Origin of the sequence: Flavobacterium tructae (assembly GCF_002217475.1) — a bacterium.
GTDB classification, from domain to species: domain Bacteria; phylum Bacteroidota; class Bacteroidia; order Flavobacteriales; family Flavobacteriaceae; genus Flavobacterium; species Flavobacterium tructae.
The window spans coordinates 87,334-104,080 of the sequence record NZ_MUHH01000036.1 but is presented as its reverse complement, the minus strand read 5'-3'; the positions used below and the strand labels follow the sequence as shown (position 1 = coordinate 104,080).

The window sequence follows — 16,747 nt, the reverse complement described above, 5'->3', positions numbered from 1 at the left end:
GTAGTAAATATCAAATCCTTCCTGTTTTTATGTCTTTTTTGTTCAATTTCAATCGATTACCTTTTTAAATTGTAATCTTTTACTTTCTTTTTTGATGATTTTGAAAAAAGATAAAATATTTTCATTCTTTTAATTCATCTCATTTTGACGTTATTAGGGCAGGTTTTTCCGATGATTTACCTGTTTTTTCTATTTTCGTTTTTTCTTTAAATTTAAAAAACAGGAAAATTATACTTGTTTGGTGTTTTCCTTTTTTCTAATTTTAGTATAAGAAAAAGTTAAACAAAACTTTTTGTTCTTTTTCCAAAAACAACTATTTAAGTTATTATGTAATACATCAAATAGTGTTTTTTGTATGATTATCTAGAGTTGAGGTTTTTTATAATAACTTAATTAGTTTGCGTATGGAATTGATCACTACTTTCTTTATCAAGTTTGCATTAGGTTTTCGTATTATTTTAGCTTTATCTTGTAAGAGTTTGAAAAAAAATGAATTTATCATCAAATTTAATTTTTGTTCCACTTCAGACTTGTTTCATAAATTTTCCAGTTTTAGTATTTTTTTATTTTCAAATCCCAATAAGGGGTTTGTTGATGAAACGTATTGTTGTGTTTAAAAATTTTTTAAATCCGCACTGCGTTTTTTAAAATGAATTGATTCAATTTTTAGAGTTCTGTTCTAAAAGAAACAAAGTTTATAAAAAGAGTAATCAACTTTTTATGAATATTGAATCAGACTATATAGGAGGTAGAATTTCCCAATTCTCCAAAACGTATATTTTCTTTCATGAAAATTGGTTAATAACAAATCACCCTTTTTGGAAGTCTGATTTCGATCTGTATTTCCGCACTTTTTTTGGTATGTCTTTTATTCGAAAGAATAGGAGCGGTTCTTTAATGTACTTCTGTTTAGAGTGTACAGCATGATTTTTTTTTACTGAAATGTTGTTTACATTCTTAGTATTCTGGGAATCTAAATTTTATTTCAACAAGTTGATTATTAGTGTTTTTTGAAATTGCCTAAGCATAAGTGCTTATCGCAAGAGGTATTTTATTGTCCATTTTCTAATCTTCCAAATTATGAAAAAAAAATTTACTTTTTATGATCTTCTTATGAAGAGGAGATTATTGGGATTAATTTTTTTACTGCTCTTTTGCAATGAAAATTTTGCCCAGACTTTTTGTAGACCCATCTCTCAAACGAACAGTAGAGCGGGAGTATGTTTGGGAACTACAGAAGTACTAAACCCAACCTTTGCTTATGATGCAAATACAAGTACGTATGCATCATTAACCAATGCGCTGGGTGTACTTTGTTCCGTGCAGGAAACAGTTAAATTTAGTCAGATGGCGAAAGCCGGTGACCAGATTGTAATTGTTTACGGATCAAATGCCGATTTGCTGGATGTTGGATTATTGTCTAATGCGACAATCCAGCCAAGCAATTCAGTCAATAGTACAAGCAGTACGGCATTGGCTTTAAACAGTCCGTTGCTGAATGTGAACGCGATTAGCGGAGCAACTACAGGTACAATAAAGTATACCCTAACGGCCGATTCCGATCAGGTAAAGGTAGAAATTGGCGGGTTACTTAGTGTCTTGACTAATATACGTATATATGATGTGCGATTGGAGTTTGCAAAACCAACCATTACCGGAGGAGCCACTCAGTCTGTTTGTTTAGGACAGTCTATTGCACTTACTGCAACTCCTGCAGCTGGTACTACATTGGCCTGGTACAGTTCGCCAACATCTACCACAGCTCTTTCAAGCGTGAATACTTTTACAACACCGGCATTAACCACAAGTACTACTTATTATATAGGTATAACCAGAAGTGCAGGTTGCGAAAGTGACGAAAGATTTCCGGTAACTATTAATGTTCTGGACCCGGTATTGCCAACGATAAGTACGGTTGGAACTTCAATTTGTTCTTCGGGAGCAACACAGGCAACTACCTTGTCGGTTATTAATCCGGTACTGGGAACGACTTACTCCTGGTACAGTGCACCAACAGGTGGTGTGGCATTGAGTACAGGCAGTACCTATACACCAACCGTTCCGACGGGTGTGACCAATTTTTATGTCGAAGCATCGATTGGTTCCTGTGTGACACCAACACGAACTCTGGTTACGGTTACTTCAACTCCGGTTCCCGGGGTCGCTACTATTTTAACCCAAAGCGTATCTATATTATCTGGTCAGAATGCTACTTTAAGTGCTTCAACAGCTGAAGCGGGAGTAACTCTGGATTGGTATGATGTACCTACTGGCGGAACAAAGTTATTAGGAGATTCAAATACATTTACCACTCCGATATTAGTGGCAACCAAAACATATTATGTGGAGTCTCGTACTATTGCAGGAGGCTGCGTTAGCGCTACGAGAGCTCCTGTTACAGTAACGGTTTTAGCTAATCCTTTGGGAGGATGTCTGGAAGCCAACAGTCAGCAAACTACTCAAAACGGTCTTTGTTTACTTTGCTCTTCAAGTGCCCAGAATAATTCTGTTGACGGGAATAGCACTACTTCCTCCTCTATAACGCTGCCAGTAGGTTTAGTCAATGGGTGGATTCAGCAAACCTTACAATTTAATAATCCCGGAAAGACAGGTGATTTTATAGATGTTGACCTGGAGTTACCTGGAGGAATTGCTGATCTGAGCTTGTTAGGCGCTGTCAGTCTGGCTACTTATAATGGTGCGACTTATAATAATGATCGCACTTTTATCAATAACGCTCTGGTTACCTTACAATTGTTGTCGGGGGATAAGTTTAGAGCGACTATTACAGCGGGAGCCAATTTTGATCGTGTAGAAGTTAGATTGGGCGGACTGGTATCTGCCTTAACGACTTTAAAAATTTATCAGGCTACTCATCGCTATAAGCTGCCATCATTTACAGGAAATACCACAATTTGTGGAGGACAAACGACTACTTTAACGGCAAATATTGTTGCTGGCGAAACTATTAAATGGTACGACGCTCTAACAGGAGGAACTTTGTTAGCCAGTACAGCGGCTTATACTACTCCGGCTTTAACGGCAAATACGACGTATTATGTAGAAGTTACTCGCGATGGTTGCGTGAATAGTGAAAGAAATCCTGTTACTGTTACTGTAAATAATCCCATAGCTCCGGCAACTGTTGTTGCTAGTCCTTTGAATTTGTGCAGCGGAACTTCAACAACAGTGACTATTGATTCACCGGTTGTCGGGACTGTTTACAAATGGTATGATGCAAGTTCCGGTGGGAATTTAGTATTTACAGGTACTGTTTACAATACACCAAATCTGACGGCTACGACTACTTATTATGTCGAAGCTTCAATCGCAAGTTGTATAAGTGCAACCCGCACACCGGTTACGGTAAATGTTAATTCACGACCTTCAGCACCGGTTGCGGTATCTTCACCTGTGATTATTCAGTCCGGTCAGGATGTAACACTGGCCGTTGTAGCTAATCCGGGGATTAAACATACGTGGTATGATGTACCTACGGGAGGGACTTTTTTGGCCACTAATGTCGACAGTTTCACACCTAGCCCGTCACTAACAGCCAGTAAAACATTTTATGTAGAGTCGGTAGATTTAACGTCAGATTGTACCAGTAGTACAAGAACCGCAATTGTTGTTACCGTAATTACCGGAGTGAATAATTGCTTATTAGCCAATTCACAAATAACCACTAAAGGAGGAACCACAAATTGTTTAACCTGTAGTTCCAGTGCAGATGGAAACTCTGTAGACGGTAATAATGCTACAGCAGCTACTCTTTCAATACCTATTGGTTTAGTAACAGATCATATTCAGCAAGATTTAACTTTTCCAACAACGGGGCAGGCAGGCGATATTATAGATGTGGAACTGGGAATTCCTGTTGGACTTCTTGATATTAGTGCACTTTCTAATGTTAGCCTGCAAAGTTTTAACTCGGGGGTACCTAACGGAGATTTTAGCACCATCAATAATCTTCTGAATGTTCAGATCTTATCAGGAAATCGTTTCAAAGCAAGTTTTGCTGCAGCGGGTACTTTTACCAGTGTGCGTGTCCGATTAAATGGATTAGCTACTGTTTTATCAAGTCTGGAGATTTACGAAGCTTCTTATAGATTTGCCAATGCGGTAATTACAGGGAACGCAACACCAATTTGTGCCGGACAAACAGCTTCTTTAACAGCATCCGCAACCGGAGGAGATACATTTGTGTGGTACGATGCGCCAACCGGAGGAAACATAGTAGCTGTGAATCCAACGGCTGCATTAAGCGCTACTACTACATTTTATTTAGAAGCTACACGTGGCGGAACTTGTATTAATACAGTTCGTCAGGCTGTTACGGTAACAGTTTTACCTCTGCCGACAGCCAGTGATATCAATATAACAAGCCCCGTAACAGCTTCTTGTGCCGGAGGTATTGTTTTGACTCCTTCTTCTCCTTTAGCAGGAGCAACATTCAAGTATTATTTAGATGCAAATAAAACACAGGAAGCAACCGGAACGATAGCCGGGGTTACTTATTCTAAAGATTTAGGAACAGGTGCCCTTACCATCAGCGGACTTACAGAGTTAAATGCTCCTTATACCTATTATGTGTCTGTACTAAATGGAGGTATCTGTGAGAATGCATCAGGATTTCTTAAGGAAGTTGTTGTTAATTTCCCAACAGGTACTGCTTTAACGGTAACACCAACTTTGTCCGGTTGTGCTAAAGTAAGTCTGAAAGATGCGATTACAAATTTTGATACATCGGGAAATACTACTTATACGTTCTTTGATGCGGGAAATAATCCTATTACAGAGCAGGCCGCGTCAAATATTACTGCAAATGGTAATTACTTTATTCAGGCTCAGCTTAATGGAGGCAATTGTCCATCAGTTAAGTTACCTGTAGCAGTAACGGTTAATCCATTGCCAACTTTAACAGTACTAACAAATTCAGTAGCGGTTACTAAAGGTTCTTCTGTTGCTTTAACAGCCACTTCAAACGGGACTATAACCTGGTACGATCAGCAGGGTAATGTATTGCCTTCAAATAATACAGGTGTTCTTAATACTGTAGGTGTTTTTGCTTATACTGTAGTAGCCAGCAATGGTACCTGTACAGTTAGTCAGACCATCACGATTAGTGTGATTGATCCTGCTGCCTGTGATACCTTACAGGAAAGAGTGTACGCCAATACACAATCTTCAGGAACAATTATTACGGGAGGGGTAACTAATGGACCTCTTGCTGCCGATAATGATCCAAGTACGTATTCAACTATTACAACCGGTTTAGGACTTTTGGGTATTGGAACGACCTGGCAAAATTTGCAATGGCCAACTACAATTGCCAAAGGAACACCGGTAACGGTAAAATTAGGTTTAGAAAACAGTTTGCTTGCTGTAGCACAAAGTATCTCGGTTGTAGGTACTAAACGTGACGGATCTAATAACCCTATCGATATAGGAACATTACAATCCGTTACAGGATCTTTATTGAACCTGTTACCGGGACAAAATTCATTCGAATATACTTTTGTTCCTTCTGATGGTTCCGGACTTCAGGATTACGACGGTATCCGTGTGCAGCTGGGATCTGTTTTAAGTGTAGCGCAAAACATCAATGTTTATGATACTTATTACAAAAGAGAAGTAGCTCAGATCACCTGTGGTCAGGGCGATATCGAAGATGTTTTCTCCGGTGTAAAAGATTTGGGAGTAGGTGCTTTAACGGCTACAGTTGGAGTTTCAAATCCATGGAATATAGCCGATAAAGATATTGCAACTTATGCAACAATGTTTAACGCTGTAGGAGTATTGGCAGCTTCAGAGTTGACTGCAACTTTTAGAACGCCATCGATGGTGGGTGACAGTTTAAGAATTGTAATTTCTAAACCGGGAACAGTTTTAAATCTTAATTTACTTACCGGATTTACCATCCAGCTTTACTCCGGAAACATTCCGGTTGGCGGACCAATTGCCAATACAAGCAGTCTTTTGACTTTAAAACTGCTTTCAGGAGATACAATGGCTATGACTATTGTTGCACCTCAAACGCAGCCTTACGATAAAGTAGTGATAACTTATGGAGGTGTTGCTACTGTTTTAGATCAGCTAAGAGTTCATTCAGTAGATCGTACAACCAATACAGAAGTGATAGGGGCCGATCCTGATAATAAAATAACGGTCTGTCCGGGAGCCAACCTCACGCTCGTCGTCCCTCCGAAGCCTTGTGCTGATTATGCCTGGTACGATTCGCCTACGGGAGGAAATCTGTTGGCCAGCGGTCAGACTTATACACTTCCTGCTACATTAGCTGCCGGAACGTATAAATATTATATTCAGCCAATTCGTTACGGATGTCCGGCTCTGGAAAGAGGTGAAGTTACAGTAACTGTAAGAGCAACTGTTCCTGCAGCAACTATTACCAACGTAACTATAAATGGAGGTAGTGCAACTATTATTTGTTCTGAAAGCGGTACAGTAACACTAGATGCTGTTCTAAGTGCTGCACCAGTACTTACCAATCCGGTATACCACTGGTACAGTTTTGATGGTACAACAAGTCAGCCAATTCCTGGTCAGGTAACCTCTAAATTAATAGTTACCGGTTTACTTCCGGGGACTTATACCTATTATGTTGGAGTAAGTTCTGACGAGTATTGTGAAACTGCTCCGGCAGACAGAAAACAAGTGACTTTTACTATTTTACCAAGCTCACTGGTAACCGATATTTCAATAAACAATGCTTCTATTTGTCATGATACAGCAGCGGTACTAACACCGTCAAGCACTCTGACAAATCCTGTTTTCTCCTGGTATTTAGATGCGAACAAAACGCAACCTATTTTTAGCGGAACAATTGGCGGAGTAACCTATGCAATTAGTGGAAGCGGAGTTTTAACCGCTACAGGTTTAACACCGGCAATGAGCCCGATGATTTATTATGTTGCAGTTTCAAGTGATTTTACTTGTCAGAATAAAAATGGAGAATTAAGATTGGTGACCGTACTTATTAATGATCCGGGTACACCAACATCTACCACTTATAATCAGAATTTCTGTTTGATAAACAATCCTACAGTTGCTAATCTTCAGGCCGATCAGACTAATGTGGTTTGGTACAGTGCAGCCACAGGAGGAGTCGCATTAAATCCGACAACTGCTTTGACAAACGGAACCTATTACGGTGCGATCAGAGATGTGAATGATTGTGAAAGCTCAGTTCGATCAGTTGTAACCGTAATCGTAAACGATCCGGGAACACCTGTGATTACTAAAACTACTCAGGACTTCTGTTTGGTGAATGCTCCAACTTTTGCATCGATCGATGTAAGTCCTGCTGTTGCTGCCAATATTGTTTGGTATACGGCGCTGACCGGAGGAACCTTAATTCCATCTACTACAGCTTTAACTACCGGAGTTTATTATGCTGCGATCAAGGATCCTACGACTCTTTGTGAAAGTAATGTAAGATTAGCAATTACGATAAACGTAACTGATCCGGGAACACCTGTGATTACAGAAACTACTCAGAACTTCTGTTTGGTAAATGCACCAACTTTTGCATCAATCAATGTAAGTCCGGCTGTCGCTGCCAATATTGTTTGGTACACAGCACTTACCGGAGGAGTTTTAATTCCATCCACAACGGCTCTGACTACCGGAGTTTATTACGCTGCGATTAAAGATCCTACAACTCTTTGCGAAAGCAATGTTAGATTAGCAATTACCATCAACGTAACCGATCCTGGAACACCAGTAATCACTAAAACTACACAGGATTTCTGTTTGGTAAATGCACCAACTTTTGCTTCTATTGATGTAAGTCCTGCTGTTGCCGCCAATATTGTTTGGTACACGGCTTTGACAGGAGGAACTTTAATTCCATCAACGACAGCTTTGACTACCGGAGTTTATTATGCTGCCATCAAAGATCCAACAACTCTTTGTGAAAGTAATGTGAGATTGGCAATTACAATAAATGTAACCGATCCCGGTACTCCAACTTTAGTTACTGCCGGAACGCAAAACTTCTGTTTGGTAAATGCTCCAACTTTTGCCAGCGTTCAATTTAATGAAGCGAATATTGTTTGGTACACGGCGCTTACCGGAGGAACCGTTATTCCTTCTACTACAGCTTTAACCAGTGGTACTTATTTTGCAGTAATTAAAGATCCAACAACTCTTTGTGAAAGTGCTGTTAGATTGTCCGTAACAATTAGTGTTACCGATCCTGGAACACCAACTTTAGTTACAGCAGGAACACAAAACTTCTGTTTGGTCAATGCACCGACTTTTGCGAGTGTTCAGTTTAATGAAGCCAACATCGTTTGGTACACAGCGTTGACTGGAGGAACCGTTATTCCTTCGACTACAGCTTTAACCAGCGGTACTTATTATGCCGTAATCAAAGATCCGGTAACCAATTGTGAAAGTGCAGTTAGATTAGCTGTAGTGATCAGCGTTACCGATCCGGGAACACCAACTTTAGTTACAGCAGGAACACAAAACTTCTGTTTGGTAAATGCTCCAACTTTTGCGAGTGTTCAGTTTAATGAAGCCAATATTGTATGGTATACGGCGCTGACTGGAGGAACCGTTATTCCTTCTACAACAGCTTTAACCAGCGGTACCTATTATGCCGTAATCAAAGACCCAATCACAAATTGTGAAAGTGCTGTTAGATTAGCGGTAACGATCAGTGTTACCGATCCTGGCACGCCAACTTTAGTTACAGCAGGAACACAAAACTTCTGTTTGGTAAATGCGCCGACTTTTGCCAGCGTTCAGTTTAATGAAGCTAATATCGTTTGGTACACAGCATTGACTGGAGGAACAGTGATTCCTTCTACAACAGCTTTAACCAGCGGTACTTATTATGCCGTAATCAAAGATCCGGTTACCAATTGTGAAAGTGCAGTTAGATTAGCTGTAGTGATCAGTGTTACCGATCCTGGTACGCCAACTTTAGTTACAGCAGGAACACAAAACTTCTGTTTGGTAAACGCACCGACTTTTGCGAGTGTTCAATTTAATGAAGCCAATATCGTTTGGTACACAGCGTTGACCGGAGGAACCGTTATTCCTTCGACTACAGCTTTAACCAGTGGTACTTATTATGCCGTAATCAAAGATCCGGTAACCAATTGTGAAAGTGCCGTTAGATTGGCTGTAGTGATCAGTGTTACCGATCCGGGAACACCAACTTTAGTTACAGCAGGAACACAAAACTTCTGTTTGGTCAATGCTCCAACTTTTGCCAGTGTTCAGTTTAATGAAGCCAATATCGTTTGGTACACAGCGTTGACCGGAGGAACCGTTATTCCTTCGACTACAGCTTTAACCAGCGGTACTTATTATGCAGTGATCAAAGATCCGGTAACCAATTGTGAAAGTGCAGTTAGATTAGCTGTAGTGATCAGTGTTACCGATCCGGGAACTCCTGTGATTACAGAAACTACACAGAATTTCTGTTTGGTGAATGCGCCAACTTTTGCATCAATCAATGTAAGTCCGGCAGTTGCTGCTAATATTGTTTGGTACACAGCGCTTACCGGAGGGACTTTAATTCCATCGACTACAGCTTTGACTACCGGAGTTTATTATGCTGCAATTAAAGATCCAGTAACTCTTTGTGAAAGTGCTGTTCGATTAGCGATAACCATTAGCGTAACCGATCCTGGTACTCCTGTGATTACTGAAACTACGCAGAATTTCTGCTTGGTCAACGCACCAACTTTTGCATCGATTAATGTAAGCCCTGCTGTTGCCGCCAATATTGTTTGGTACACAGCACTTACCGGAGGAACTTTAATTCCTTCAACTACAGCTTTAACTACAGGAGTTTATTATGCTGCCATCAAAGATCCAATCACGAACTGTGAGAGTAATGTGAGATTGGCAATTACAATAAGCGTAACTGATCCGGGTACCCCAACTTTAGTTACAGCAGGAACACAAAACTTCTGTTTGGTAAATGCACCAACTTTTGCAAGCGTTCAATTTAATCAGGCAAATATTGTTTGGTATACAGCGCTTACCGGAGGAACAATTATTCCTTCGACTACAGCTTTAACCAGTGGTACTTATTATGCTGTAATCAAAGATCCGATCACGAACTGTGAGAGTGCAGTAAGATTGGCTGTAATAATCAGCGTAACTGATCCGGGAACACCAACTTTAGTTACAGCGGGAACACAAAACTTCTGTTTGGTTAATGCACCGACTTTTGCCAGTGTTCAGTTTAATGAAGCCAATATCGTTTGGTATACAGCGTTAACTGGAGGAACAGTGATTCCTTCGACTACAGCTTTAACTAGCGGTACCTATTACGCTGTTATCAAAGATCCAATAACCAATTGTGAAAGTGCTGTTAGATTAGCGGTAACGATCAGTGTGACTGATCCTGGCACCCCAACTTTAGTTACAGCAGGAACACAGAACTTCTGTTTGGTAAATGCGCCGACTTTTGCCAGCGTTCAGTTTAATGAAGCCAATATCGTTTGGTACACAGCATTGACCGGAGGAGCAGTTATTCCTTCAACTACAGCCTTAATCAGCGGTACTTATTATGCGGTAATCAAAGATCCGGTAACTAACTGTGAGAGTGCCGTGAGATTAGCGGTAACGATTAGTGTTACTGATCCCGGAACACCGGTAATCACTAAAACTACTCAGAATTTCTGTTTGGTGAATGCACCAACTTTTGCATCGATTGATGTAAGTCCTGCTGTTGCCGCCAATATTGTTTGGTACACGACGTTGACCGGAGGGGTCTTAATTCCATCCACAACAGCTTTGACCACTGGAGTTTACTACGCTGCAATCAAAGATCCGACAACTCTTTGTGAAAGTGCTGTCAGATTAGCGATTACTATCAATGTAACCGATCCGGGAACTCCTGTGATTACAAAAACAACTCAGAATTTCTGTTTGTTCAACGCACCAACTTTTGCGTCGATTGACGTAAGTCCAGCTGTTGCGGCCAATATAGTTTGGTACACTGCCTTAACCGGAGGAATTTTAATTCCATCGACTACAGCATTGACAAGTGGTACATATTATGCTGCAATCAAAGATCCGGTAACTCTTTGTGAGAGTAATGTGAGATTGGCGATTATCATTATTGTAACCGATCCTGAAGCACCAATTATTACCAAAACTACTCAGGATTTCTGTTTGGTAAATGCACCAACTTTTGCAACAATCGACGTAAGTCCTGCCGTTGCCGCCAATATTGTTTGGTACACAGCTTTAACCGGAGGAACTATAATTCCTTCTACAACAGCTTTAACTACGGGAATTTATTATGCTGCGGTTATAGATCCGGTATCAGGATGTGAAAGTACCGAAAGATTACCAATTACAATTAATGTTACTGATCCTGGTACACCAACATTAGTTACAGCAGGAACGCAAAACTTCTGTTTAGTAAATGCACCAACCTTTGCCAGTGTTCAGTTTAATCAGGCTAATATTGTCTGGTATACAGCGCTGACTGGAGGAACAGTGATTGCATCAACCACAGCTTTAACCAGCGGTACTTATTATGCAGTAATTAAAGACCCAGTTACAAACTGTGAAAGCGCCGTAAGATTAGCGGTAACGATCAATGTTGCTAATCCGGGAACACCAACTTTAGTAACAGCAGGAACACAAACGTTCTGTACGGTAAATGCACCAACGTTTGCGAGTGTTCAATTCAATCAGGCAAACATAGTTTGGTATACTGCGCTAACCGGAGGAACAGTGATTCCTTCTACTACAGCTTTAACCAGTGGTACTTATTATGCAGTGATAAAAGATCCTGTATCAGGATGTGAAAGTGCTGTGAGATTAACAGTAAATGTTAATGTAATCGATCCGGGTACGCCAACAACAACAGCTGCCACTCAGGTATTCTGCTCAGGAAATAATCCAACGGTTGCTAACATTCAAGTAAACGGAAGCAACATCGTGTGGTATACCACTGCAACTGGCGGAACTGTCGTTGCGGGAACTACACCACTAGTAAATGGTGATTATTATGCAGCGATAAAAGATCCGGTATCCGGTTGTGAAAGCAGTGTGAGATTAAAAGTTACGGTAACTATTGGAATTTCTAAAGATCCAACTACAACTGCGGCGACTCAGAATTTCTGTTCTACAAGCGCTCCTACCTTTGCAAGTATTCAGGTTAACGAGAGTAATGTAGCATGGTTTAGTAGCGTAACAGGCGGAACAGCAATTCCATTGACAACCGCTTTAACTTCCGGTACCTATTACGGAGAGCTTACAGATCCGGTAACAGGATGTAAAAGTGCTAATCGTTTGCAGGTTGTCATTACCATTGTAACCCCAATGGCGACACCTACAACTAATGCAGCAACTCAAAACTTCTGTTCGGTAGATGCACCAAAAGTGTCTAACATTCAAGTGAATGAATCCGGTGTAATCTGGTACAGTACTCCAACAGGCGGAACTGCTATTCCGGCAACTACAGCTTTAGCTACTGGTACTTATTATGGCGTAATCGCAAGCAGTTCTGGTTGTGAAAATCCAATTAGACTGGCCGTTGCAGTAACGGTAAACGTACCGCTTAGTGTTACTACTCCAAGAACGACACAGGTATTTTGTTTATCAGCAGCGCCAACAGTTCAGGATATTGTAGTAAATGAGGCTAACATTGTTTGGTATACCACTGCATCTGGAGGAACTCCTTTGGCAGCGAATACACCTCTTGTTGCGGCAACTTATTATGCTGCGGCACAAGGGAACATTACTAATGGCTGTGGAGCAGTTCCGAGATTAGCGGTGATTGTTACCTTTAACAATGATGCATTGGTTCCTATCACAACAACAGATGATACGCCATGTGTATTTCAGGGAGTTACTTATTCGATTGCCAATGGAAAATCAAATTATGTATGGTCAGTTTCTAACGGAACAATTACTTCAGGCGGAGGACTTAACGATGGTTCTGTAACCATTTCCTGGTCAGATATCGGACCGGGTAAAGTTGAGGTTGAGTATATTAATACTTGTAACGAGAGAACTACAAAATCATTAAATGTAATTGTAGCAACTTGTTCTGATCTAACAATAACCAATACAGTTAGCAATCCTAAGCCTAATTTTGGTGATCAGATAACATTTACTGTAACAGTAAATAATATTGGTCAGGGTAACTTTATCAATACGATAGTAAGCGATTTATTACCTAGCGGATATAATTTGATAAGCGCATCTGCAACTGTAGGAACTTACAGTTTGTTATCTCAAATTTGGACGATTCCAACGTTGAATGCAGGACAAAGTGTTGTCCTTACAATTGTAGCAGAAGTATTGCCAGGTGGTAAATACTTAAGCGTTGCAACTGTCGAGACTTCCACTCCGTTAGATGTAGATGCATCAAATAACTCGGCTTCAGTTTCTGTTGAACCAATTTGTTTGACCGTTTACAATGAATTTACTCCAAACAATGACGGGGCAAATGATTTGTTCAGAATTGATTGTATCGAAACTTATCCAAATAATGAGTTGAAAGTGTATAACAGATACGGTTCATTAGTATATAGTAAACAACATTATGAAAATGATTGGGACGGAACCGCTAATGTATCCGGAGTTATCAACAGAGGAGATATGTTGCCAACAGGTACTTATTTCTATGTGATAGCAATAGGAGACGGAACGGTTAAAAAAGGATGGTTATCTATAATGAGATAAGCAGCCGTATTAATCATCTAATTAATTAAACTTAATAAGTATCGTTATGAAACTATATATAAAATCAATAGAAACGTATTTTATTTTAATATGTTCTTTTATCACATTTTGTGCCAGTGCACAACAGGATCCGGAGTACACGCAATACATGTACAATACGATGTCGGTGAATCCAGCTTATGCTGGATCTACCGGAACCATCGAGGCGACACTTTTACATCGTTCGCAATGGGTTGGAATCGATGGAGCACCCGAAACACAATCATTCTCTGTTCATTCACCTCTTCGAAACGAGATGATTGGTTTAGGATTAAGTGTTGTTAACGACAAAATTGGTCCGTCAAACGAGTTGTATATCGACGGGAACTTCGCTTATTCAATTCCTTTAGGATATGAAAAAAGACTTGCGTTTGGATTAAAAGCAGGTATGCGAATGTTAAACGTAGATTGGTCAAAAGGACGATTCTATAACAATAATGATGTATTACTGAATCAGAATATTAATAATCAATTGAAACTGGCTGTAGGAGCAGGGGTGTACTATTACACTAACAAATGGTATGTTGGTCTTTCAGTTCCAAGCTTTATTAAAAGTGATTATTACGATGATATTCAGGAGTCTATATCGTACGATCGATTGCATTACTACCTGATGGGAGGTTATGTTTTTGATTTGAATCCAAACTTAAAATTTAAGCCGGCATTTTTGGTAAAAGCAGTGAGTGGAGCACCACTTACTGCTGATATCTCGGCAAATTTTATGATAGCAGAAAAGTTTGTAATAGGTGGATCTTACCGAACAGACGACTCGATAAGTATTCTGGCAGGTTTTCAGATATCCAGAAGTTTTTATGCAGGGTATGCTTTTGATTATACCGTTAGTGATTTGAATAAATACAATGATGGATCACATGAGATCATCTTGCGTTATCAGTTTACTAGAAAACAAAGTAAAATCAAATCACCTCGATTCTTCTAAAACATAAATCCTATGAAAAAACTATATATCCTCAGTTTAGTCTTGAGCATTACCTTTGGTTTTGCTCAAAAGACTAATTTAAAAAAAGCCGATGCATTGTTTCGAAATTTCTCTTATCTAGATGCTTCTAAAGCTTATGAAGAGTGTTTGCAGAATATAGAGAATCCAACAGCACAAACCATAAAAAATGCGGCAGATTCTTATTATTTTATTTCCGATGGAAGAAATGCGCTTCGATGGTATAAAAGACTCTATCAGATACAAGGGAATAATCTGACCGACATTTATTACCTGCGCTATATTCAGTGCTTGAAATCTGTTATGGATTATGATGAAGCCGATAAAATTACCAAAGAATATCTCAATAAAAAAGGAGATCAGAAAGAGATCAATCGGTATGTTGCTCAGAAAAAACAATTAGACAGTCTGGCCAAAACTAAGTCTTTGTACGACACTAGAAACTTAGATATTAATACCGGTAAATCTGATTTTGGAGCTACATTTTTTCAGGACCGAATCGTATTTTCATCGGCCAGAGATACTACGAAGTTTGCCGATAAACTTTACAACTGGAACAATCAGCCTTTTCTTAATTTGTATGTAGCCGAACGAAATCCCGCTGATGGAGGTTTATTTAACGAAAAACTGTTTATCCCTAACGTGATGACTAAATATCACGAAGCAACCGCCTCTTTTGATGCCAGCGGAAAAACAATTTACTATACGTCTAATATTGTCAAGAAAAACAAATTAGTAGTCGACCAGGACAGAATCAACAACTTCCAAATTCTAAAAGGATCTTTGGTAGACGGAAAGGTAGAAAACCCGCAAAAGATTTTCTTTGATAGTGATGATTATTCTGTTGGGCATCCTAGTTTAAGTGACGACGGTAAATTACTCTTCTTCGCTTCCGATATGCCGGGCGGCTATGGAGAAACCGATTTGTATGTTGTGAAAATTGCAAACGACGGAACCATGAGTTCCCCTCAAAATTTAGGGCTAAAAATTAACACATTAGGAAATGATCTTTTTCCATTCTTTCGTAACGGAACACTTTATTTTTCTTCAGACGGACATTATGGTTTAGGAGATTTAGATGTGTACGAAAGTAAAATGTTATCCGATGGAAGCTTTTCGATACCGAAAAATTTGGGAGCTCCGATAAACAGTAATAAAGATGATTTTACTTTTGTGATTGATAAAACGGGAAGTTATGGCTATGTATCTTCCAACAGAGCAGGAGGAAAAGGAGATGATGATATTTATTCCTTTACTAAAGGTCAACCCGTTTGCAATCAGAATATTTCAGGTAAAGCAATCGATCATAAATCAAAAGCACTTTTAGCCGATGTAACTATAATAGCTTATGATCCGTACAATGAAGTTTTGGCGGAAACTAAAACCAATTTTGACGGTAAATATGCGGTAACAGTTCCTTGCAATAAAGCGGTTCGCTTGGTAGCTTCAAAGTTTAATTACAGTGACGACGAAAAAAAGGTTGCAACAACCAAGATCAATGAAGCCGAAATTACCGATGTTGATTTTGAGCTCAGTAATTATGATGACCTGGTAGTGAAAAAACAAGGAGTCGAAAAAGTAGACGTTAATCCGATCTATTTTGATTACGACAAATACAATATTACACCTTTGGCAGCCACTGAGCTGGATAAAGTAGTGTTTGTGATGCGAAAATTTCCTAAAATCCGCATCAAAATTGAGTCCCATACCGATTCCAGAGGTAAAGATGCTTATAACCTGAAACTCTCAGATAATAGAGCTAAATCAACACGTGATTATATCCTTTCACAAGGTATTGATACTGCAAGAATCGAAAGTGCTATTGGTTACGGTGAAAGCCGTCCGATCAATAAATGCAAAAATGGTGTAAAATGTACCGAGGCGGAACATTTGTTAAACAGACGCTCAGACTTTATTATAATTCAAAAATAGAGTTACATTTTTAGGCTAATGATTGGATTGTTAGTTTGAATTTGTAAAATGAAGAAACCATTTGGAAGTTGGTTTTTATTAATTCTTTTTTAAGAAGAATGGGCAGGAAGAAAATCAAGTTGCATC

At 39.5% G+C, this 16,747-nt stretch carries 3 protein-coding genes; all 3 read left to right on the top strand.

Annotated features, from left to right (window positions below; all coding sequences use genetic code 11):
- The first annotated feature begins 1,080 nt into the window (after positions 1-1,080).
- The 3 genes from B0A80_RS16650 to B0A80_RS16640 are packed head-to-tail and all read left to right on the top strand — an operon-like array spanning position 1,081 to position 16,621.
- Positions 1,081-13,692 (top strand): Ig-like domain-containing protein, encoded by a 12,612-nt coding sequence (locus tag B0A80_RS16650; protein WP_089078011.1) that lies wholly within the window; start codon positions 1,081-1,083, stop codon positions 13,690-13,692.
- A 46-nt stretch (positions 13,693-13,738) separates the two neighbouring features.
- Positions 13,739-14,671: a PorP/SprF family type IX secretion system membrane protein gene (locus B0A80_RS16645; RefSeq protein ID WP_017497149.1), complete on the top strand. Its 933-nt coding sequence runs from the start codon at positions 13,739-13,741 to the stop codon at positions 14,669-14,671.
- A 12-nt stretch (positions 14,672-14,683) separates the two neighbouring features.
- On the top strand, positions 14,684-16,621 hold the full coding sequence (locus B0A80_RS16640; protein ID WP_089078010.1) for an OmpA family protein: 1,938 nt from the start codon (positions 14,684-14,686) through the stop codon (positions 16,619-16,621).
- Positions 16,622-16,747: the final 126 nt, after the last annotated feature.